This is a genomic window from Ruegeria sp. MALMAid1280, assembly GCF_049195285.1.
Classification (GTDB): Bacteria; Pseudomonadota; Alphaproteobacteria; order Rhodobacterales; family Rhodobacteraceae; genus Ruegeria.
On sequence record NZ_JBMIRT010000049.1, the window covers coordinates 221,299 to 242,858 of the forward strand.

Annotated in this window: 19 protein-coding genes; 10 read left to right on the forward strand and 9 right to left on the reverse strand. The window is 59.7% G+C overall.

The features are described 5' to 3' along the window. The first annotated feature begins 94 nt into the window (after positions 1-94). Together ACOQFT_RS12910 and ACOQFT_RS12915 are read left to right on the forward strand one after the other, a co-directional pair. Entirely contained in the window at positions 95-601 is a 507-nt protein-coding gene (locus tag ACOQFT_RS12910; RefSeq protein ID WP_421598312.1) for a peptidylprolyl isomerase, read from the forward strand. After that, the gene (locus ACOQFT_RS12915) at positions 594-1,142 is read left to right on the forward strand and encodes a peptidylprolyl isomerase (RefSeq protein ID WP_421598313.1); all 549 of its coding nucleotides are present in this window, start codon (positions 594-596) and stop codon (positions 1,140-1,142) included. The genes ACOQFT_RS12910 and ACOQFT_RS12915 overlap by 8 nt, the downstream gene beginning before the upstream one ends. 42 nt (positions 1,143-1,184) lie before the next feature. On the opposite strand, the gene aqpZ is transcribed toward ACOQFT_RS12915, so the two are convergent. The 6 genes from aqpZ to ACOQFT_RS12945 all read right to left on the reverse strand — a co-directional run bounded on the left by aqpZ (position 1,185) and on the right by ACOQFT_RS12945 (position 6,259). Continuing rightward, on the reverse strand, positions 1,185-1,871 hold the full coding sequence (gene aqpZ, locus ACOQFT_RS12920) for an aquaporin Z (RefSeq protein WP_421598314.1): 687 nt from the start codon (positions 1,869-1,871) through the stop codon (positions 1,185-1,187). Positions 1,872-1,994: 123 nt separating this feature from the next. Next, positions 1,995-2,804 (reverse strand): zinc-dependent peptidase, encoded by an 810-nt coding sequence (locus ACOQFT_RS12925; RefSeq protein WP_421598315.1) that lies wholly within the window; start codon positions 2,802-2,804, stop codon positions 1,995-1,997. Between the two features lie 97 nt (positions 2,805-2,901). Further along, a complete protein-coding gene (locus ACOQFT_RS12930; protein WP_421598316.1) occupies positions 2,902-3,402 on the reverse strand; it encodes a bactofilin family protein in 501 nt (166 codons plus the stop codon). Then, on the reverse strand, positions 3,392-4,717 hold the full coding sequence (locus tag ACOQFT_RS12935; RefSeq protein ID WP_421598317.1) for a DUF5930 domain-containing protein: 1,326 nt from the start codon (positions 4,715-4,717) through the stop codon (positions 3,392-3,394). The genes ACOQFT_RS12930 and ACOQFT_RS12935 overlap by 11 nt, the downstream gene beginning before the upstream one ends. A gap of 179 nt (positions 4,718-4,896) precedes the next feature. Next, positions 4,897-5,712 (reverse strand): ferritin-like domain-containing protein, encoded by an 816-nt coding sequence (locus tag ACOQFT_RS12940; RefSeq protein WP_421598540.1) that lies wholly within the window; start codon positions 5,710-5,712, stop codon positions 4,897-4,899. Between the two features lie 85 nt (positions 5,713-5,797). Then, positions 5,798-6,259 carry a peroxiredoxin gene (locus ACOQFT_RS12945; protein WP_421598318.1) on the reverse strand — a complete coding sequence of 154 codons (462 nt, stop codon included), beginning with the start codon at positions 6,257-6,259 and terminating at the stop codon, positions 5,798-5,800. 68 nt (positions 6,260-6,327) lie between these two features. Here ACOQFT_RS12945 and ACOQFT_RS12950 point away from each other — a divergent pair, with 68 nt between their 5' ends. The 4 genes from ACOQFT_RS12950 to ACOQFT_RS12965 all read left to right on the forward strand — a co-directional run bounded on the left by ACOQFT_RS12950 (position 6,328) and on the right by ACOQFT_RS12965 (position 12,860). Next, positions 6,328-9,708 carry a DUF3971 domain-containing protein gene (locus tag ACOQFT_RS12950; protein WP_421598319.1) on the forward strand — a complete coding sequence of 1,127 codons (3,381 nt, stop codon included), beginning with the start codon at positions 6,328-6,330 and terminating at the stop codon, positions 9,706-9,708. Between the two features lie 31 nt (positions 9,709-9,739). Then, on the forward strand, positions 9,740-10,786 hold the full coding sequence (gene queA / locus ACOQFT_RS12955; protein WP_421598320.1) for a tRNA preQ1(34) S-adenosylmethionine ribosyltransferase-isomerase QueA: 1,047 nt from the start codon (positions 9,740-9,742) through the stop codon (positions 10,784-10,786). Between the two features lie 114 nt (positions 10,787-10,900). Continuing rightward, complete coding sequence (locus tag ACOQFT_RS12960; protein WP_421598321.1) at positions 10,901-12,172, forward strand: MFS transporter; 1,272 nt, start codon at positions 10,901-10,903, stop codon at positions 12,170-12,172. Between the two features lie 109 nt (positions 12,173-12,281). Continuing rightward, positions 12,282-12,860 (forward strand): DUF924 family protein, encoded by a 579-nt coding sequence (locus ACOQFT_RS12965; RefSeq protein WP_421598322.1) that lies wholly within the window; start codon positions 12,282-12,284, stop codon positions 12,858-12,860. On the opposite strand, the gene ACOQFT_RS12970 is transcribed toward ACOQFT_RS12965, so the two are convergent. Continuing rightward, a complete protein-coding gene (locus ACOQFT_RS12970; RefSeq protein WP_421598323.1) occupies positions 12,857-13,291 on the reverse strand; it encodes a hypothetical protein in 435 nt (144 codons plus the stop codon). The genes ACOQFT_RS12965 and ACOQFT_RS12970 overlap by 4 nt on opposite strands. A gap of 215 nt (positions 13,292-13,506) precedes the next feature. Between ACOQFT_RS12970 and lpdA the strand changes: the two genes are divergently transcribed. Beyond that, on the forward strand, positions 13,507-14,901 hold the full coding sequence (gene lpdA, locus ACOQFT_RS12975; RefSeq protein ID WP_421598324.1) for a dihydrolipoyl dehydrogenase: 1,395 nt from the start codon (positions 13,507-13,509) through the stop codon (positions 14,899-14,901). A gap of 137 nt (positions 14,902-15,038) precedes the next feature. Here lpdA and ACOQFT_RS12980 read toward each other — a convergent pair whose 3' ends face one another. Next, positions 15,039-16,427, reverse strand: coding sequence for a dipeptidase (locus ACOQFT_RS12980; protein ID WP_421598325.1), 1,389 nt, complete (start codon positions 16,425-16,427; stop codon positions 15,039-15,041). A 322-nt stretch (positions 16,428-16,749) separates the two neighbouring features. Between ACOQFT_RS12980 and hemA the strand changes: the two genes are divergently transcribed. The 3 genes from hemA to ispG all read left to right on the forward strand — a co-directional run bounded on the left by hemA (position 16,750) and on the right by ispG (position 20,503). Continuing rightward, positions 16,750-17,973, forward strand: a complete 1,224-nt coding sequence (hemA, locus tag ACOQFT_RS12985; RefSeq protein ID WP_421598326.1) for a 5-aminolevulinate synthase — start codon at positions 16,750-16,752, stop codon at positions 17,971-17,973. A 128-nt stretch (positions 17,974-18,101) separates the two neighbouring features. Continuing rightward, a complete protein-coding gene (locus ACOQFT_RS12990) occupies positions 18,102-19,310 on the forward strand; it encodes a helix-turn-helix domain-containing protein (protein WP_421598327.1) in 1,209 nt (402 codons plus the stop codon). A gap of 71 nt (positions 19,311-19,381) precedes the next feature. After that, complete coding sequence (ispG, locus tag ACOQFT_RS12995; RefSeq protein ID WP_421598328.1) at positions 19,382-20,503, forward strand: flavodoxin-dependent (E)-4-hydroxy-3-methylbut-2-enyl-diphosphate synthase; 1,122 nt, start codon at positions 19,382-19,384, stop codon at positions 20,501-20,503. 87 nt (positions 20,504-20,590) lie between these two features. Here ispG and ACOQFT_RS13000 read toward each other — a convergent pair whose 3' ends face one another. Beyond that, positions 20,591-21,487 carry an FkbM family methyltransferase gene (locus tag ACOQFT_RS13000; RefSeq protein WP_421598329.1) on the reverse strand — a complete coding sequence of 299 codons (897 nt, stop codon included), beginning with the start codon at positions 21,485-21,487 and terminating at the stop codon, positions 20,591-20,593. Between the last annotated feature and the right edge of the window lie 73 nt (positions 21,488-21,560).

Genomic DNA, 21,560 nt, shown 5'->3' on the forward strand with positions numbered 1-21,560 from the left:
TTTCCTGCATTTTGCCCTCAGGTCAATGCGTCACTTGGCATTCATGCGCATGGCGAATAGGTATTTGCGCAAGACCAAACGACAGGAGGGCCTCATGGCCGAGATCAAGGATCCCGAAAACACGATCATCATCGAACTGAAGGGCGGCAACGTCGTCATCGAATTGCTGCCGGACGTGGCCCCTCAGCACTCGGCCCGGATGAAAGACCTAGCGCGCGGTGGCGAGTATGACAACGTGGCTTTTCACCGTGTGATCGACGGTTTCATGGCGCAGACCGGTGACGTGCAGCACGGTGACATGGAAGACGGGTTCAACCTGCGTATGGCGGGCACCGGTGGATCGTCGCTGCCGAACGTCCCGGCCGAGTTTTCCAAGCTGCCGCATGACCGGGGCACGCTGGGCGCGGCACGCTCGCAGAACCCGGATTCGGCCAACTCGCAGTTCTTCATCAACTTCAAGGACAACCACTTTCTGAACGGTCAGTACACCGTTTATGGCCGCGTCATCGACGGGATGGAGCATGTGGATGCCATCGTACGCGGTGAGCCGCCTGCAAACCCGGATCGCATGATCAGCGTCAAGGTGGCAGCCGATGTATAAGCTGGCCGCTGCCTTTGCCCTTCTGGCCAGCCCTGCGCTGGCCACCGGGCTTCAGATCGAAATCGAGGGGGAGGGCGCTAACGGCACCGTCACCGTCGACCTGTTCGAAGATCTTGCCCCCAAACATGTTGAACAGATCAGCGCTCTGGCCGCTGAAGGCAAATATGATGGCGTGGTGTTTCACCGGGTGATCGACGACTTCATGGCGCAGACCGGCGACGTAGAATTCGGCCGTATCGGCGGCGACATGCGCCGCGCTGGCACGGGTGGGTCCGACCGTCCGAACCTGCCTGCCGAGTTCTCTGACTATAACTATGACCGTGGGGTTGTGGGGATGGCACGGGCACAAGATCCCGACAGCGCGAACTCGCAATTCTTCATCATGTTCGAACCGGGCCCGTTCCTGAACGGTCAGTACACGGTTGTTGGTCAGGTGACCGAGGGCATGGACGTGGTCGATGCGATCAAGCGCGGTGACGGCCCCAACGGCGCTGTGATCGGTCAGCCGGACGTGATGAAAAAAGTCACTGTCACCGAGTAAATCAAAAAGCCCCGACGCAATCCGCTTCGGGGCTTTTATGTATCAGTCGTCGCCCATCGCCTGCCAGATCAGCGCCCCGATGGCGGCGCCGATCAGCGGCGCGACCCAGAACAGCCAAAGCTGCGCCAGGGCCGGTGCATCGGCAAACAAGGCCACTCCGGTGGACCGCGCCGGATTGACCGACGTGTTGGTCACCGGGATCGAAATCAGGTGGATCAGCGTCAGACACAGGCCAATGGCGATCGGGGCGAACCCGTCAGGCGCAAAGTTGGAAGTTGCGCCAAGAATGACGATGATGAAGAACGCAGTCATCACGATCTCGATCACCAGCGCGGACATCATCGAGTAGCCTTCGGGCGAGGCATCGCCATACCCGTTCGAGGCAAACCCGCCGACGCCCTCAAACCCCGGAGCACCGCTGACGATCAGATACAGGACTGCTGCGGCGGCAATTGCGCCGATCACCTGCGCGATCCAATAGGGGATCAGATCCTTGGCGGGAAACCGGCCGCCCATCATCAGGCCAAGGCTGACTGCCGGGTTGAAATGCCCGCCCGAAATGTGGCCGACCGCATAGGCCATGGTCAGAACTGTCAGGCCGAAGGCAAAGGAAACGCCCAGCCAGCCGATGCCCACATCGGCAACACCTGCTGCCAGAACGGCGCTACCGCAGCCGCCCAGCACCAGCCAGAACGTGCCGAAAAACTCGGCCATGAGTTTTGATGACATGAAAATCCCTCCTGAAAACACTGATTTAAGGTTAATTCAATAATCGCATTTTGTGAAATGTCGGGTAACGGGGAAATTCCAAACAAGCCGTTCAGAAATGATCCGGCGGGTTTGACCGGGCAGCTATACCCAGCTGACCGGGTCCAGACGGAACAGTTTCGACAGCTGTTCGTATACCTCGGGTACTGCGGCTTTCAGTTGGCGCGGCTGTTCGAAGAAAACCTCGACCGAGACGGCAAAGAACTCTTCGTGGCCAGTTGCGCCATAGGGATCAATGGCAGTGTGTTGGCCGTGTTCCACCGCACGTACATGGGCGTCATAGGCGGTCAAAAAGACGCGTTCCCATTCGGCAAAGCTTTGCCCGTCATTCAGGATTGGAACGCCGTTGGTGCCGCCTGACAGATCATCGACCTGATGCGCAAACTCGTGCAAGACGACGCTTTGCCCGTCATGATCATTCGCCGCGCCTTTTCGGCTGTGCGACCATGACAGGATCACCGGTCCGCGATCCCAGCTTTCGCCGGTGCGGACGATTTCCTTTTCGCTTACGACATAGCCGTCCTGCCGACGTTGGCGCGATTTGAATGCACTGGGATAGATCAGGATCGTTGTCAGGTGGTCATACCAGAGGTCGCTGTTTACCAGCAGCAGGCTGGCTTGCGCGGCGATAGCCAGTTCCATCACTTCGGTGACCTCAAGCCCGTCGCAGCCGTGGAATTGCACCTGGTTCAGAAACAGGTTCACCTTGCCATCCAGCTTGGCGCGCAGGTCAGGGGGCAGGCGGCGGATCAGCGGTACCTGCTGTTCGATCACGCGGCGTTGGTGGTCGGTCAGGGGGGTGGCCAGCAATTCCTGCCGCGCCTGTGACCTGGACCAGTGACGGTACAGGAAATAACCCGCGATCAGCAGCAGGAGTGAGAAAAAGATTAACATGTCAGAACCCTATACCGACCGATCTCGTCGGCAAGGGTAAAAGAAAAACGCCGCAGGGTGACCCGCGGCGTTTGTGCATTCGGATATCAGGTCAGCGTTACTGCTTGACCTCGGCCGCCGGGTTGGCGCCGCCTTTGGCGCTGCGGCCCGGGTTCAGCGGGTCGTCCTGACGCTGCACTGAACCTTCGAAATGCGCGCCGCTTTCGATGGCGATGGTTTTGTGGATGATGTCGCCTTCGACACGTGCGGTCGAGGTCAGACGTACTTTCAGACCACGCACACGGCCCACGATGCGGCCATTGATCACGACGTCATCGGCGGTGACTTCGCCCTTGATGGTGGCGGTTTCGCCGATGGTCAGCAGATGCGCGCGGATGTCGCCTTCGACGGTGCCTTCGACCTGAATGTCGCCAGTGGTCTTCAGGTTGCCCGTGATGTGCAGGTCCGAGGACAGAACCGATGCCGGAGGCTTGGGCTTGGGCGCGGTGCTGGCCTTGGTTTCCGCCGGTGCAGGGGTCGCCGGTGTGGCCGGAGCGGCAGGTTTCGCCGCCTCGGGTGCATTGGATCCGGGCTCGTTGATTTTGCTCTTAGAAAACATTTCTCGCAGCCTTGATGTAAGTCATTGGGTTAACAGGTTTTCCGTTTACGCGCACCTCATAGTGCAGATGCGTGCCGGTAGACCGTCCGGTGCTACCCATATCAGCAATATGATCCCCGCGCGAGACCCTTTGACCGACCTTCACGCGGATCTTGGTGTTATGAGCGTAAAGTGTCTCAATTCCGAAGGCGTGGCGGATTTTGACCAGCCGTCCGAAACCGGATTGCCAGCCAGCATGTGTCACCACGCCATTTGCGGTGGCGTAGATGTCCGTGCCCTGTGGGCCGGCAAAGTCGACGCCATTGTGCATACGCCGTCCGCCGGTTTTTGGGTCGCGGCGGGTGCCGAAACCACTGGTAAACCGCACCACGGTCTTCACCGGATTGGCGAACGGCGCTTTCTCGGCGGCAAGGCGGTACAGGTTCAACTGATCCATCTGCTGCAGCAGAACATTTGCGCGAATCTCGTCGGGGGTCAGGTCCTCGCCGCGCGTGCTGAATGAGATGGGGGTCAGGGGCCCGCCCATACCGCTGTAACCGCGGCGGACCTCTTCGATAATACGGTCGGTGGGCATACCGGCCTGGCGGAACATCTTGTCCAGTGGTTCGACCGAGATCACCATCGCCTCTTCCAACTGGCGGAATATCTCGTCGCTGCGTTCCTGCATCAGCTGGATTTCCAGCTCAAGTTCGTCGCGCTGGTCCAGAGCATCCTTGGCATTGGCCGCGATCTGGTCGCGCTCTTGCGCGGTGCGGGCCAAAGCCTCGGTCATAAAGTTCATCTGTTCGGGGGTGGCCAGGGCGGTCACGTACATTTCGCCGTCATCGGCCTCGACCTGTACGCTGGCCAGTTCGGTGCGGGCCTCTTCGCGCTGTTTCATAGTGGCGCGCAGGGTGGTCTGAATCACCTCGATCCCGGTCTCAAGCTCGCGGCGGCGATTTTCCGAGGCCAGCAGTTCCGACTGCATCGCCGAAATCTGTTTCAGCGCAGCGTTGAACCGGTCTTGCGCCGCCAGCGCCTCTTGTGCGCGGGCGTCGCGTTCGGTGGACAGGATGTTCAGGCGTTCCTGATAGGTGGCCTGATCCCGTTTCGCCTGTTCGCGGAAGTTGCCCGACCCGATGCTGTCCATCAGCAGGATCGCCGTGGCGACTGCTGTCCAGCCAACGATCACTGAAACACCCGCGACGGCAGCGACTTGCGTTTCCGAACTGAGCCGGATGAACCGCGTGTCGTTATCGGATTTCAGAAAGACCCGGCGCTCCGGGAAATACCGCTCGAGCAGTGAGTGTAGTTTGATTGCCAGACGTGTTCGCACGCGTCTTCACCTCTCATCCCCAAGATCGGGACCGGTTGTGAGTGATGTCCGTCCCTTGGGCGCATTGCATAGAACGGGCGCGTGCTTTGGGCAAGTTTGTTAACCAGTTCACACAAGAAAGCCCCATATTCCCGCCAATTCTCGGCGGGAAATTGCCGATAACGTCAAGTTGAGTGGGTTTAAGGCGCGGTGCCGGGCGGTGGCAGGTCTTCGGTCAGCGGCCAGTAGAAGTCGGGCGGCAACCCGGCCTCGGCGCGTTTTTCTTCGTTGAAAGGGGGTTTCAGGACCCCGTGGAAGTAGCGCCGCACCAATTGGTGAAACACGTCCTTGGGGTCGGCATTTTCGCGCCCGCACAGGAAATGGAACCATTTCGAGCCATAGGCCACATGGCCGACCTCTTCGGCATAGATGACCTCGAGCGCGGCGATGGCCCCGTCATCCTTGGCCTTGCGGAAGATGTCGATCATGCCGGGGGTGACGTCCAGGCCGCGTGCCTCAAGCACCATGGGAACCACGGCCAGGCGCCCCATCAAATCCTCGGCCGTATCCTCGGCGGCGCGCCACATGCCGGCATGGGCGGGCAGGGCGCCGTAGTGGCTGCCCATGGTTTCCAAGCAATCGCAGACCATCTCGAAGTGGCGCGATTCCTCTTCGGCGCATTTGACCCAGTCGTCATAGAAGCCGATGGGCATCGGTACGTGACCAAAACGGGCGATGATGTCCCAATGCAGGTCCACCGCGTTCAGCTCGATATGAGCAACGGCGTGCAGCAGGGCGATGCGGCCGGCCTCGGTTCCGGGCTTACGTTTCGGAACCTCGCGCGGAGACAGCAATTCGGGCCGGTCCGGTCGCGCCGGTTGCAGCGGGGGCGTTGCGGCGCCGATCTCAATCGCGGGGGCCTCACCTTTGCGCGATGCGAACCACGCTGCGGCATGGCGTTTGGACAGGGCGGTTTTTTCCCGCCCATCCGCCGTGGTCAAAACTTCGGTCGCCATCTGGGTCAGTGTTTTTGACACTGTATTTCTCCGCTTGGTCAGGTGTGCGGGTCTTAGACCGGATGGCGACCGTGGTCGAGAGGGGTCACAGGGCGCGTACGGCCTCCAGCACCTCGTCCACGTGGCCGGGCACTTTGACCTTGCGCCAGACGCGGGCGATCTTGCCTTCGGCGTCGATAACAAAGGTCGAACGCTCGATCCCCATCGACTTGCGCCCGTACATGTTCTTTTCGACCCACACGCCGTAATCCTCGCAGACCGAGGACCCCTCATCCGACAACAGTGGCGTGGTCAGGCTGTGCTTGGCGACGAATTTGTCGTGCTTAGCAATGCTGTCACGCGAGATGCCGAAAACTTGAGCCCCCGCATCGGCAAAGGCTTGAAGTTGTTCCGAGAAACCGATGGATTCCTTGGTGCAGCCTGGCGTATCATCGCGGGGATAGAAGAACAGAACCACGGTGCCGCCGCGCAGGGCCGACAAGGTGATCTCGCCGCCTCCGTCGCGGGGCAAAGTGAAGTCAGGGGCGATGTCTGAAACGTCGGGCATTGGAAACTCCGCTAAAGTTTTTTAAGGGCTGCCCGACATCATAGGGCGGCGCAAGCGGGTTGGAAGGCGTGGATAAAAAATTGGTGCAGCACGAAGACAAAAGTGCGACGCAGCCCGGTAAGCCCCGGCGCCGTCGGTCGCGCCGTCGTATTGCCGCGCATTTCTCCATCTGGACGTGTCTGTCGATTGGCTTGCTGGTGTTTGCGGGTTGGTTCTTTTTGTTCGGGCAGAACCTGCACGCGCCGCAATGGGTGCGCCACAAGGTCGAGCAACGGCTGGAGCAAAGCCTGGGTGGGCTGAAATTCAGTTTTGGAGACGCCAGTTTCATCGTCAATGAAGAATGGCGGCCCCGCCTGAAACTGACGGATGTGACGATCAGTGACGCCGCTGGCCAGCAGATCGCGCGGGTTTCGGACTTGCGCACCCGGCTGTCCATGCGCGGTTTGCTGCGGGGGCAGATTCGCCCTCGCCGCATCACCGTGCGGGGGGCGCAACTCGATCTGACCCGGGGGCTTGACGGTGCCTTGTCCCTGACCGTCGGGTCCGGCAGCGCCCCGGTGCAGGAAGCGCCGGATCTGGCGCAATTGATCGAGCAATCGGACGATGTCTTCCTGTCCCCAATCCTGTCCGGGTTGCGCTCGGTCGAATTGGAATCCCTGACGCTTGACTACAAAGACCTGCGCCTGGGTCGCGCCTGGGTGTTTGACGGCGGCCATATCTCGGCCACCCGCAACGGTGATGAAATGCATCTGGCCACCGGGTTCTCGGTTCTGACCGGGCGCGATTATGCCAGCTTGATCGAAGCGAATTACACCAGCGTTCTGGGTACGCCGCAGGCGCGTTTCGGTGTTGCGATCACCGATCTGCCCGCCGAAGACCTTGCTGGCCAGACTCTTGCACTGTCGTGGCTGCAGGTTCTCAAGGCCCCGATCTCGGGCGCTCTGCGCGGCAGTGTCGACGGCAATGCCGCGTTGGGTCCGCTCTTTGCCACCCTGAACCTTGGTGCGGGCGCGGTGCAGCCAACGCAAGAGACCCGCCCGATCCCGTTCGAGTCCGCCAGCACCTATTTCACCTACACCCCCCACCTTCAGGAGCTGGATTTCAACGAGGTGTCGGTGGTCTCGGCCTGGGGGGCATTTCAGGGCGAGGGCAAAGCCTTTCTGAACGGGATCGAAAATGGCGCGCTGGAAAGCCTGACCTCGCAGCTCAGCTTTAACAGCATCAACATCAACCCGGCCAACCTGTTCCCGGATTCGCTGAAACTGGCGCGGGCGGAACTGGACATGCAAATGAAACTGGCCCCGTTCGAGCTGCGCCTCGGTCAGATCATGGTTCAAGACGCCAACTACCGGCTGCTGGGCTCGGGCAAGCTGACGGGTGAACCAGAAGGTTGGGCGGTGCAGGTGGATGCGCATCTGGACCACATGAACGCGGATCAGCTGTTGAACTACTGGCCAGAGCGTCTGGCGCCAAAGCCACGACTCTGGGTTGCGGACAACCTTTATGAGGGGCAGTTCTCGGACGTTGATTTTGCCTTGCGGCTGCAGCCCGAAAACAAGCCCGAGATCTATTTGGATTTCGGGTTCGATCAGGCAAAGATCAGATTTGCCAAGACCTTGCCGCCGCTTATTGATGCGCAGGGGCAGGCCAGTCTGATAAACAACCGGTTCACGGCCACGGCGGAATCCGGCGAGGTCATCGCCGATCAGGGCGGTGCGATTGATGCCACCGGCACGTCGTTCATCATCCCCGATACGGGCATCAAAGGGGTGTCTCCGTCGGTCACCCGGATTGCCGCCAAAGGCAGTGCTACGGCGGCACTGTCGCTGCTTGACCGGCCGCCGTTGGAGTTGCTGACCAAGGCAAACCTGCCGGTTGATCTGGCAGACGGCGCAGTGAGCCTGACCGGAACCCTGTCGCTGCCGATGAAGAAAGGCTTGAAGTTCGAAGAAGCCGAATTCCACTTTGCAGGTCACATTGATGATGTGCAAAGCGACAAGCTGGTCCCCGGCTTTTCTGTCAGTGCGGCGCGGCTGGAGTTGCAAGGCGACCAGACCGGGGTCGAGGTTTCGGGCAACGGGCTGTTTGGCGATGTTCCGCTTCGGGCTGCATGGCGCCAGCCCATCGGCGGCACAGAACCGCAGCGCAGCGAGTTGACCGGGCAAATCGAACTGTCCCCCCGCCTGATGACCGAGTTGAAAGCCGGGTTGCCAAAGGGGATGCTGACCGGGCAGGGTACAGCCGATATCACGTTGGGCATCGGTGCAGGGACACCGCCGAAACTGACGGCGTCGTCCGATCTGGCGGGTGTCGCACTGGCCATTCCGGAACTGGGGTGGCGCAAGGGGGCGGGCACGACCGGCACGATGACCGTCGCGGCGACGCTGGGCAGCAACCTGCGGGTAGATGAGCTTAAGCTGGACGCCGCCGGGTTGCGCACCACCGCGTCGATCTCATTCCGCGACGGGGATTTCGACCGTGTGCAGTTCAGTTCCTTCGATCTGGGCAATTGGCTGGCGGTACCCGCCGAGTTGGTCAATAGCGGAGGTTCTGTGCCGGACATCCGTGTGCTGGGCGGCGTAATGAATCTTGGGCGCGCGAGTTTTGCCAGTAGCGGCGGCGGCGGTGCGTCCGGTCCCGGACCCAGGCTGGATGTGGCGCTGGATCGTCTGCAAGTCACCGAGACCATAGCCCTGACCGGGTTCAAGGGCACATTTCAGACCACCGGGGGTGTCAACGGTGCCTTCACCGCCAATGTCAACGGCGGTGCAGCGGTGCGGGGGCAGGTCTCGCCGCGCGCAGGACGTAGCGCGGTGACGCTGACCTCGGGCGATGCAGGGGCGGTTTTGCGGTCGGCCGGTATGATCACGCAGGCGCGCGGTGGGGGAATGGATCTGCGATTGGAGCCGGTCGCGGGCCCTGGCAATTACGACGTGAACCTGAAAATCTCCAATACCCGCATCAAGGACGCCCCGGCGATGGCCGCGCTGCTGAATGCCATCAGCCTCGTGGGTCTGCTGGATGAAATGGCCGGGCAGGGCATCTTTTTCGCTACAATCGAAAGCCGGATGCGGATCACGCCAACGCAGGTCAAGGTTCTCAGCGGCAGTGCGGTCGGGCCGTCGATGGGCCTGTCTTTTGACGGCACCATCGACACGGTTAACGGATTGCTGAACCTGCGCGGTGCGATCTCTCCGATCTATCTGGTCAATGCGATTGGCAGCGTCTTCACCAAGAAAGGTGAGGGCATCATTGGCTTTAACTACACCCTGACCGGGCCGTTGCGGCAGCCGAAGGTTTCGGTCAATCCGCTCTCGGGTCTGGCACCGCTGTTCCTGCGCAACCTGCTGAGGGCGCCGCCGCCCAAGGTCACCGACGGACCAAACGCAGTGCCGGTCAAACCGGACAAGCCGAAACGAACTTTCGGGGCACCCGCATCAGACCGTTGAACTGGGATAGAGGGCGCTGTATGGCGCGGCCATGAAACTCAGCGATTTTGATTTCCACCTGCCCGAAGACCTGATTGCCACGCGGCCCGCCAACCCGCGGTCCTCAGCTCGTTTGCTGGTGGCCAACGGCGATGCGGTGACGGACGCGCATGTGTTCGATCTGCCCGATTGGCTGCACCCCGGCGACCGGCTGGTGCTGAACGACACCCGCGTGATCCCGGCGCGCCTGAATGGGCGCCGTCACCGCGACAGCGCGCAGGGGCCGGTGTCTGCCGCGATCGAGGCGACCCTGCTGGACCCGCAGGCCGATGGCACATGGGCGGCGCTGATAAAACCGCTGAAAAAGGTCAAACTGGGCGAAGAGATACAGTTTTCTGATGACCTCAGTGCCACGCTGGACCGGGTTGAGGACGGGCAGGCCAATCTGCGGTTCAACCTGACAGGCGACGATTTCGATACCGCGCTGGAACAGGCGGGCGCGATGCCGCTACCGCCCTATATCGCCGCCAAACGCCCGGCGGACGATCAGGACAAGACCGATTACCAGACGATCTGGGCGCGCAACTCGGGCGCGGTTGCGGCCCCCACGGCCTCGTTGCATTTCGATCAGGCGTTGATGCAGGCGCTTCAGGCGCGCGGCGTCACGTTCAGCCATGTGACCTTGCATGTGGGCGCGGGTACTTTCCTGCCGGTCAAGGTCGAGGACGTGACCACGCACAAGATGCACGCCGAATGGGGTAAGGTCAGCGCGACTGCGGTCGAGGAAATCCGCGCCACCAAAGCCGCTGGCGGTCGGGTCATCCCGGTCGGCACCACGGCGCTGCGGCTGATCGAGAGCGCAGCGCGTTCGGGTCAGATCGAACCGTGGGAGGGTGACACCGACATTTTCATCTATCCCGGTTTCGAATTCCATGTCACCGATGCGCTGATGACGAATTTCCACCTGCCGAAATCAACATTGTTGATGTTGGTATCGGCGCTGATGGGGCAGGACCGGATGCGCGATGTCTATGTCCATGCGATTGAACGGGAATATCGTTTCTTCTCATATGGCGATGCGTCGCTTTTGATCCCGTAAAGGGCGCGTTGTCGGGATCGCGCCCCCGCAATGTCGTAGACAAGCGGGTTCCAAGCCGTTTTTCATATCAAAACGAATCCTTAAGTCCGGTCGGCAAATAATACGGAGACCCCAATGCTTCAGGTCCTTTCCAGCGCGTGGGCGCTTCTTCTTGGTATGGGGCTTCTGATGGTCGGCAACGGCCTGCAGGGCACGATCCTGGGTGTCCGGGGCGAGATCGAGGGCTTTTCGACGCTCGAGATGTCCTTTGTGATGTCGGCCTATTTCATGGGCTTTCTGGGTGGCTCACGCCTTGCGCCCGAGATGATCCGGCGGGTCGGGCATGTGCGGGTGTTCGCGGCGCTGGCCTCGTTCATCTCGGCGGTCATGATCCTTTACCCGCTGATGACCAATCCGATTGTCTGGGTTCTGGGGCGCTTCGTCATAGGGTTCTGCTTTTCCGGGGTGTATGTCACCGCCGAAAGCTGGCTGAACAACGCGGCCAGTAACGAAAACCGCGGTCAGGCGTTGTCGCTGTATATGATCTTTCAGATGACCGGCATCATCAGCGCCCAAGGGTTGGTGGTGCTGGGCGACCCGGCCGGGTTTGACACCTTTGTAATCGCATCCATCCTGGTTTCGGTCTCTTTTGCCCCAATTCTCCTGTCGATTTCGCCCACACCGGCGTTTGACACAACCAAGCCGATGACCCTGCGCGAATTGTTCAATAGTTCTCCGCTGGGCTGTGTCGGCATGTTCCTTCTGGGCGGAGTGTTCTCGGCCCAGTTCGGCATGGCATCGGTTTATGGTGCCCGTGCGGGCCTGACGCTGGTGGAAATTTCAACCTTTGTCGCGGCGTTTTATATCGGCGCCCTGGTGCTGCAGTATCCATTGGGCTGGATGTCGGATCGCATGGACCGCCGTTTCCTGATCATGCTGGTTGCGGGGGTAGGGGCGTGCGCTGCCGTGGTGGGCATGCTGTTCGGGCTGACCTTCCCGATCCTGCTGGCGGCGGCCTTTGTGATCGGTGGCATGTCGAACCCGCTTTATTCGCTGCTGATCGCCCACGCGAACGACTTTCTCAACCACGAAGACATGGCTGCCGCGTCGGGCGGTCTGTTGTTCATCAACGGACTTGGCGCCATTGCCGGGCCTCTGATCACCGGTTGGCTTATGGGGGATGCTGTCTTTGGTCCTCCGGGCTTTTTCCTGTTCATTGCCGCTTTGCTGGCCACGATGGCGGCTTATGCGCTTTACCGCACGACGCAGCGTGCCGCGATCCCGGTTGATGAGACCGGAACGATGTCGCCTTTCTATCCGACGGTCTCTCCGGTCGCGCTTGAGGTGGCCCAAGAAGTGGCTATAGAAGCCGCCGAAGCCGAGCAGGAAACGCAAGATGTTGCCTGAGACACAAGATTATGACGCAAGTGTTGCAATTTTTTACTGTTACAAATCTGTAAAACGTCATTAAATGACCTTACGTCCCTGGGGAGGGCAACACGACGGAGTTAGGGCAATGGTAGGGCCTGAAGACGTATTGAGTTTTTGGTTGGATGAGGTCGGCCCCGAGGGGTGGTATCTGCAAGACGACGCCTTGGATGCTAAAATTCGCGAACGGTTTTTGACCACCTGGGAAGCCGCGAATGAAGGCAAGTTTTCTCTTTGGCTGACCTATCCCAGCGGGGTGCTGGCTTACATCATTCTGATGGATCAGTTCCCGCGAAACATGTTCCGCGGCAGCGCCAAGGCGTTCTCGTCAGATCGCGCGGCCCTGTCGGCCGCCAAATGCGCGGTAGACAAGGGGTGGGACCTCAAGATCGACGAACCGGCGCGTCAGTTCTTTTATCTGCCGATGATGCACTCGGAAAACCTGTGCGATCAGGAGCGCTGTGTTCGCCTGATGTGCCAGAATATGACGGACAGCGATCCAAGCAATCTGTTGCACGCACGGGCGCATCGCGAGGTGATCCGCAAGTTCGGTCGGTTCCCCTATCGCAACGAAGCTTTGGAACGTCCGATGACCGAGCACGAAGCGGCCTATGTCGACATGGGCGGATACGGTGCCACGGTGCGGGAACTGCAAGCCGGCAGCTAGGACGACGGCACACATCCCCGAACTGCAATAATTCGGTCGGCAACCACGTCGGCCGATTTTTCTATGGCGGTGCTGATCAGCGTGTCCGGGGCCTCGGTGATTTCCGTGATGCGGGCTTGCGAATCCTGCATCCGTGCTTCGAGATTATCCAGCGTCACCAATGCGGTGGAAAGCCGTACTTTCTCGGCGATGTCTGTCACGGCGCCGTCTGCCTGAAGTTTGGTAAGATCGCTGCGCAGTGCGGCAAGCTCGCCCCGAACACCGCGAATTTCATCCTTGAGGGGGGCAACAATCTCCAGTTTTTCCTCGAAAACCGTGGTGATGCTTTCCACAGTCGAGGCCAGTTTCCACCCCAGAAACAGGCAGAGCGCCACCAGGATGAGGGTGGCGTTGAGCAGAGCAATCAGCAGATCCTTTAGCGTTTTGGCCATGGTAAGCCTTTCGAATGACTTGTGTTAAGGAACGAACGGGCGGACCCGGCCCCTATGTTCTAGCCATTGAGACTTGTCCGGTATAGGCTGAAATCCGCAGAAACTGGTGTCATTGACCTTGCGTCGCTTTTGTCGCGGGCAAGGCGTGTTGATGCGTTGTCAAAATTAGTTTAATGGTAAACTAAATTTCATTCGACCTGTGCCGAGAGGAAACCATGGCTGCACAATCTTTTGATCTGATCGTAATCGGCGCTGGTCCGGGCGGCTATGTGGCGGCTATCCGCGCAGCACAGCTGGGCCTGAAAACTGCCGTGGTTGAGCGTGAACATCTGGGCGGTATCTGTCTGAACTGGGGCTGTATCCCGACCAAGGCGCTGCTGCGGTCTTCGGAAGTGTTCCACCTGATGGAACGCGCCAAGGATTTCGGTCTGAAGGCGGACAAGATCGGCTATGATCTGGACGCTGTGGTCAAACGTTCTCGGGGTGTGGCGGCGCAGCTTTCGGGCGGCATTGGCCATCTGCTGAAGAAGAACAAAGTGACCGTGGTAATGGGGGAAGCAACGATCCCCGCCAAGGGCAAGGTCTCGGTCAAGACCGACAAGGGGACCGAGGAACTGACCGCCAAAAATATCGTTCTGGCCACCGGCGCGCGGGCACGTGAGCTGCCGGGTCTTGAGGCCGACGGCGATCTGGTCTGGACTTACAAGCATGCGCTGCAGCCACCGCGGATGCCCAAGAAACTGCTGGTCATCGGCTCGGGCGCAATCGGCATCGAATTCGCAAGCTTCTACAACACGCTGGGCGCCGATACGACTGTTGTCGAGGTCATGGACCGTGTGCTGCCGGTCGAAGACGCCGAAATCAGCGCCTTTGCCAAGAAAGCCTTTGCCAAGCAGGGCATGACCATCATGGAAAAGGCGATGGTCAAGCAGCTGGACCGCGCCAAGGGCAAGGTCACCGCGCATATCGAGGTGAAAGGCAAGGTCGAGAAACACGACTTTGACACCGTCATCTCGGCTGTTGGGATCGTGGGCAATGTCGAGAACCTGGGGCTGGAAGCTCTGGGCGTGAAGATCGACCGCACCCATGTGGTGACCGACGAGTTCTGCCGGACCGGTGTCGATGGCCTTTATGCCATTGGTGATATCGCGGGCGCGCCTTGGCTGGCCCACAAAGCAAGCCATGAAGGTGTCATGGTGGCCGAATTGATTGCAGGCAAACATGCGCATCCGGTGAAACCCGAAAGCATCGCGGGCTGCACCTATTGTCAGCCGCAGGTGGCCTCGGTCGGGTATTCCGAGGCGAAAGCCAAAGAACTGGGGTATGAAATCAAAGTGGGTCGCTTCCCCTTCATCGGCAACGGTAAAGCCATCGCTCTGGGCGAGCCTGAAGGCCTGATCAAGACGGTTTTCGATGCCAAAACGGGTGAATTGCTGGGCGCGCATATGATTGGCGCCGAGGTGACCGAATTGATTCAGGGTTATGTGGTAGGCCGTCAGTTGGAGACCACTGAAGAAGACCTGATGAATACGGTCTTTCCGCACCCGACGCTGTCGGAAATGATGCACGAAAGCGTTCTGGACGCCTACGGCAAGGTCATTCACATGTGATCGACGCGGTTAGGGGGCTCTGCCCCCGCCGCCCTTTGGGCGACCCCCCGGGATATTTATAGCCAGATGAAGCAGGGGATCCGTACTTCATCTGGCCGAAAATATCCCGGAGCGCGAGGCAGAGCCTCGCATAATACTTACTTCTTCGTCAGCGCATCCAGAATGCGGACCCAGGACCGGATGCCTTTGTGAAAGCTCTTCACGTCGTATTTTTCGTTCGGTGAGTGGATGGCGTCGTCGTCATTGGCAAAGCCGACCAGCATCGAGTCCAATCCGAGTTCGGTGTTGAAGTAGCCCACAACCGGAATCGACCCGCCCATACCAGTGAACACGGCCTCACGCCCCCATTCATCGGACAGCGCGCCGCGGGCGGCTTCGAATTCGGGGCGGTCGAGGTTCATGACCGAGGCCGGGGATCCTTCCAGGTCATTGTCCCACTCGACTGTGGCGTCCGGCGACAAACGCTCCTCCACATGTTTGCGAACCTTGTTGCGTAGGGCGTCAGGGTCCATGTCGCCGACGAGACGGCAGGTGATCTTGCAATGCGCCTGCGACGGGATCACGGTCTTCGAGCCTGCGCCGTTATAGCCGCCCCACAGGCCGTTGACCTCGAGCGTAGGGCGCGCCCATTGCTGTTCTAGCGTCGAATACCCCTTTTCACCGTGTGGCTGCGAGTAACCAACGGAACTTAGGTATTCGGTCTCGTCGAAACCGCAGCCTTCCCATTGGCGCAACTGGTCGTCCGGCACTTCGTGGACACCTTCATAGAAGCCTTCGACGGCGACACGCCCGGTTTCGTCGTCATAGAACGAGGCGACGATTTTCGAAAGTTCCCGCAGCGGGTTCAGGCCGGGGCCGCCGTAGTGTCCTGAGTGCAGGTCGATACGGGGACCGGTGATGGTGAATTCATCCTTGAGCATCCCGCGCAGTTGCGACGCAATCGACGGAACCCCGCGCGACACCATCGAAGTATCACAGACCAGAGCCAGGTCGGCTTTCAATTCGGCGGTGTTCTCGCGCAGGAACGGCACCAGGGAGGGAGAGCCCGATTCCTCTTCACCTTCGAAGAAAAAGGTGATGCGGCAGGGCAGGGTGCCGTGCACAGCTTTCCAGGCCCGGCAGGCTTCGACAAAGGTCATCAACTGACCTTTGTCATCTGATGAGCCCCGACCGCGAATGACCGGGCCGTTGTCGGTGTCTTCGATGGCCGGATCGAACGGGTCGCGGTTCCACAGCTCAAGCGGGTCGACCGGCTGCACATCATAGTGCCCGTAGAACAGGACATGCGGCGCGCCGTCGTCCTCTCCGACATGGCCAACCACCATCGGGTGGCCGGGTGTTTCTCGTTTTTCGACTGCGATGCCAATGCTTTGCAGGTCGGCAACCAGCCAGTCGGCGGCCTGATCCACCTGTGCGTCATAGGCCGGGTCGGTGGAAATCGACGGAATGCGCAGCAGTTCCATCAGGCGGTCGATCGAAGTTTGCAGATCAGCGTCGATGCGGGTCAGAACAGCGTCCAGCGACATAGGGTTCTCCTGATTTTTGAGATTTGCCGGAACCCTATCAACGTTACCGGCGCCGTCCAGTGTGCTTTGCCGGGAATGTGGTATAATATCGGAAACACCGACATGGGCCTGCGTCGTTTCCTCGCGTCCGATAGCCGTAACTTTACTTGTCGGAACCAGTGCGACGGGATATTTGATGCAAATCAAATATGTGATCCCAATGTCGTTTATACGTGATGGGCACAAGGGAACGCATCGGCGCAAGTTCGGATTCGTCCGGCCCACGCGTCAGAAAGGACGTCCGGTCGGCAAAGGCATTGGCCGGGCACGTAAGGAGACACCGGTGGACTATACTGCTCAGCTCGATACAGCGATCGCCAAGCTGCATGATGAAGGACGTTACCGGACCTTTATCGACATCGAACGCCGGAATGGCCATTTCCCACATGCGGTGCGGACGCGACCGGACGGGTCGCAGCAAAACATCACCGTGTGGTGTGGCAATGACTATCTGGGCATGGGGCAAAATCCGGTTGTTCTGAACGCGATGCATGATGCTGTTGACGCAGCCGGTGCGGGGTCGGGCGGCACGCGCAATATCTCTGGCACCACGGTCTATCACAAACAGCTTGAGGCTGAATTGGCGGATCTGCACGGCAAAGAGGCGGCGCTGCTGTTTACCAGCGCGTATATTGCCAATGACGCGACGCTGAGCACGTTGCCGAAACTGTTCCCCGGTCTGATCATTTATTCCGACGCGCTGAACCATGCCTCGATGATCGAAGGCGTGCGCCGCAACGGTGGCGCCAAGCGTATCTTCCGGCACAATGACGTCGCACATCTGCGGGAACTGCTTGAAGCGGACGATCCCAAGGCGCCGAAACTGATCGCGTTCGAGTCGGTCTACTCGATGGACGGCGATTTCGGTCCGATCGAAGCGATTTGCGATCTGGCCGATGAATTCGGCGCTCTGACCTATATTGACGAGGTCCACGCGGTTGGCATGTACGGCCCGCGCGGCGGTGGCGTGACCGAGCGTGATGATCTGGCGCATCGCATCGACATCATCAACGGCACGCTTGCCAAGGCCTATGGCGTGATGGGCGGCTATATCGCGGCCAGTGAGAAAATGTGCGACGCTGTGCGCTCTTATGCGCCGGGTTTCATCTTTACCACCTCGTTGCCGCCTGCGGTTGCTGCGGGGGCGGCGGCGTCTGTTGCCCATCTCAAGACAGCGCCTGAACTGCGCGAGCAGCATCAGACCCAAGCCAAAATCCTCAAGCTGCGGCTCAAGGGGCTGGGCCTGCCGCTGATCGATCATGGCAGCCATATCGTGCCGGTGATCGTGGGCAATCCTGTGCACACCAAAATCCTGAGCGACCGGCTGCTGGATGACTTTGGCATCTACGTGCAGCCGATCAATTTCCCGACCGTGCCCCGCGGAACCGAGCGCCTGCGCTTTACACCTTCGCCGGTGCATGGACCGGACGAAATGAACCGTTTGGTGGTGGCTATGGACGAACTTTGGTCACATTGTGCGCTAAATCGCGCCGAACTTGCGGGTTAATCTCACGCTAAAGTGTGCATCGTGTTTGCCGCGTGTTAAGCTTACGCTAACAAAATTAACGGACGAATCGTTAGTGGAACGATTCGCCGTTGGCGCGAAACACGCGCAGGCAGAATGGGGCAGCAGGGATGATTGGGCGCAGATCTCAGCGCGATTCCGAAGAGGATACCGATGTCAGGCCGAAGGGCTATGACGATTATGAGGTACGGCTTGGCGACATGATGCGCGGCGAACGCGCCACCATGGGCAAGTCTCTTCTGGATGTGCAGCGGGAATTGCGGATCAAGGCGAACTACATCGCTGCCATCGAAGACGCCAATCCCGAGGCGTTCGACACACCCGGCTTCATCGCCGGGTATGTGCGTTCTTATGCCCGTTATCTGGGGATGAACCCGGACGAAACCTTTGCCGCCTTCTGCAAGGAAAGCGGGTTCGAGGTTGCGCATGGCATGTCGGCTGAGGCGTCGGTTGTCCGCAAACCTGCGGGTGGGCTACCTGCGCGGGGGCCGATGGGGCGCGATCCCTTCATCTCGCCCAACACGCCCTTTGTTCCGGGCAAGGAATCCCTTGTCAGTCAGATTGAGCCGCGGGCGATTGGCTCGTCGCTTGTGCTGATTGCCGTCATCTGTGGCATTGGCTATGGCGGTTGGTCGGTGTTGAACAAGATCCAGCAGGTGCAGGTCAGCCCGGTTGAACAAGCCCCGGTGGTTCTGTCCGACCTTGATCCGCTGGACACCGCTGGCATTGCCACGACCGAGGTTGCCGTCGCCGAAACCCCCAGCGCCGAGGCTTTGGACCGTCTGTATCGCCCGCAAGCTCTGGACGTTCCGGTACTGGTCGCCCGTGACGCGCCGATTTCCACGCTTGATCCGCGCACCGTCGGTACATTCCAGCCGCAGGAATTGCCCAAGGTCGAGGTGGCCGAGGTTCACACCGTTGAACGCCCGGCCCTGCCGCAGGTGGTCGAGCAGATCGACACAACGCTCAGGATCGTCGCGGTCAACCCGGCCTGGATGCGGGTCACCGCCGCCGATGGCAGCGTGATTTTCGAGGGTACTCTGGGCACGGTCGAACAGGGCAGTGTGTTCGAAGTGCCCCTGACCGAAGAACCTCCGCTGCTGCGCGCGGGCGCGTCGGGATCTGTGTTCTTCTCGATGAACGGCGAACATTACGGGCCCGCTGGCGCACCTGGGACCGTTGCCAAAGGCGTGGTTCTGTCCAAGGACGCGGTGGCCGAGACCTATGCCGTGGCAGATCTTCCGGCCGAGCAGAACAGCGCCATCACGCAGTTGGTCGCCGAGTTTCAGGCGCAGGGCACCGAAGACGCCGCCGAGTGATCTAGCCATTGCGATGGCCCTTTAGGCGGACTATTTAAAGACCCAACTCAGGCTGTCTTGGACCCGTCCTCATGTCGCTCAATCACGTTCGTCCGTGGCGCAATATCTATCGCCGCAAATCCCGTCAGGTCATGGTTGGTGACGTTGCTATTGGTGGCGATGCCCCTATTGCCGTCCAGACGATGACCAATACGCTGACGACCGATGTGGCGGCGACTGTCGCGCAGGTGCAGGCGGCGGCCGAAGCGGGCGCGGATATCGTGCGCATTTCCGTCCCGGATGAGGCGTCGTCGAAGGCCCTGAAAGAGATCGTCCGCGAAAGCCCCGTGCCGATCGTGGCCGACATCCATTTCCACTACAAACGTGGGATCGAAGCCGCCGAGGCCGGTGCCGCCTGCCTGCGGATCAACCCCGGCAATATCGGTGACGAAAAGCGCGTCAAAGAGGTGATCAAAGCGGCGCGCGACCACAATTGCTCGATCCGGATCGGGGTGAATGCGGGTTCTTTGGAAAAGCACCTTCTTGAGAAGTACGGCGAGCCGTGCCCCGAGGCGATGGTCGAAAGCGGGCTGGAGCATATCCGCATTCTGGAAGACAACGACTTTCACGACTTCAAGATCAGCGTGAAGGCCAGCGACGTGTTCCTGTCGGCCGCTGCCTATCAGGGCATTGCCGAGGCCACTGACGCGCCCATCCATCTTGGTATCACCGAGGCGGGGGGGCTGGTCAGCGGCACCATCAAGTCCGCGATTGGTTTGGGCAACCTGCTGTGGATGGGGATCGGCGACACGATCCGCGTCAGCCTGTCCGCCGATCCGGTCGAAGAGGTCAAGGTCGGCTATGAGATCCTGAAATCCCTGGGCCTGCGCCATCGCGGTGTGAACATCATCTCGTGCCCGTCCTGCGCGCGGCAGGGGTTCGACGTGATCAAGACGGTCGAAACACTGGAACAGCGGCTGGAACACATCAAGACACCGATGAGCCTGTCGATCATCGGTTGTGTTGTGAACGGCCCGGGTGAGGCCCTGATGACCGATGTCGGCTTTACCGGCGGTGGGGCCGGGTCGGGCATGGTGTACCTGGCGGGCAAAGCCAGCCACAAGATGTCGAACGACCAGATGATCGATCACATCGTCGAAGAGGTCGAGAGAAAAGCGGCAGAACTGGACGCGGCGCAGGAAGCGGCCGAATAGGCATCTGGCATGCCCGCCGTTCCGCGTGTTGCGAACACGGCACGGTAGATTTTTCGGCACCCGCCCAAAAGGGCGGGGCTGACACAGTTACTTGGCAGAAGAATGCTTGGCGTGCAGATCAAACCAGCCGATGACAACCGCAAACAGGTTGTTCGGCGCGTGCTGCGCGGCGAGGTTCAGACCTTTCTGAACCTTCATTGCGTCCTCATAAGACAGCCATTCGCCTTCAAGGTCCTCTCCGAACAGGCCGGACGCCCCGTCAGGGAACTGATAGTCAAAGACCTTGCCGTGTGGTGAGTGAGGCGGAATAGTCTGGTAATGCGTGTACTTCTGGTTAGAGAACTTGAACTTGTCGTACCCGTTCTCATACAGAGTCCGCAGCATGTCCGAACTGCCATTCTCGACCGAAATATATGGGGGACGATCAGGCAATGACATGATTTGCGCCAAGGCAACGCTGTCCAGCCCTTCGATGTCGATCTTGGCATAGCGGATTTGTTTCGAAACATCCTTAAGCAGCTTCGATACGTCAATCGCCGGTACGACGATCTTTTCGGCACCTTCCGCCCGGCTTCCGATCTCTTCGTCGACCGAACTCCACTCGGTGTCAAACTTGTTCACATAAAATGTGACCTCTTCCGCATCCGAGTCGGTGATCGCGAAATTTTTGATGTCGATGCCATCGATGCCCAACTCGTCAAACTTCTTGGACACTGCCGCACAAAGGTCGGGAATGGCCTCAACAGAAATGACCTGGAAACCCCTTTTGCGATAGTAATACGAGTCTGTACCGTCATTCATGCCGATATCGACGATGATGCCCTGATCCGCAGGTGGAAACGCCGGTTCAGCGGCCGTTTTGACTTCGGGTATGTTGCTCAGGGGCGCAGTTTTTTGAGCGTTGTTTTTTCCGCGAAGAACACGTCCAGCCTGTCGCACCTTGGCGGCTGCACGGGACAAACCAGATTTTGTGTTATTGCTCATACGTGCCTCTGGCTTTGGATCAATTACTTTGTGCGTTCAATGCCCGAGACCAAAGTAGCGTTCAACACAAAAA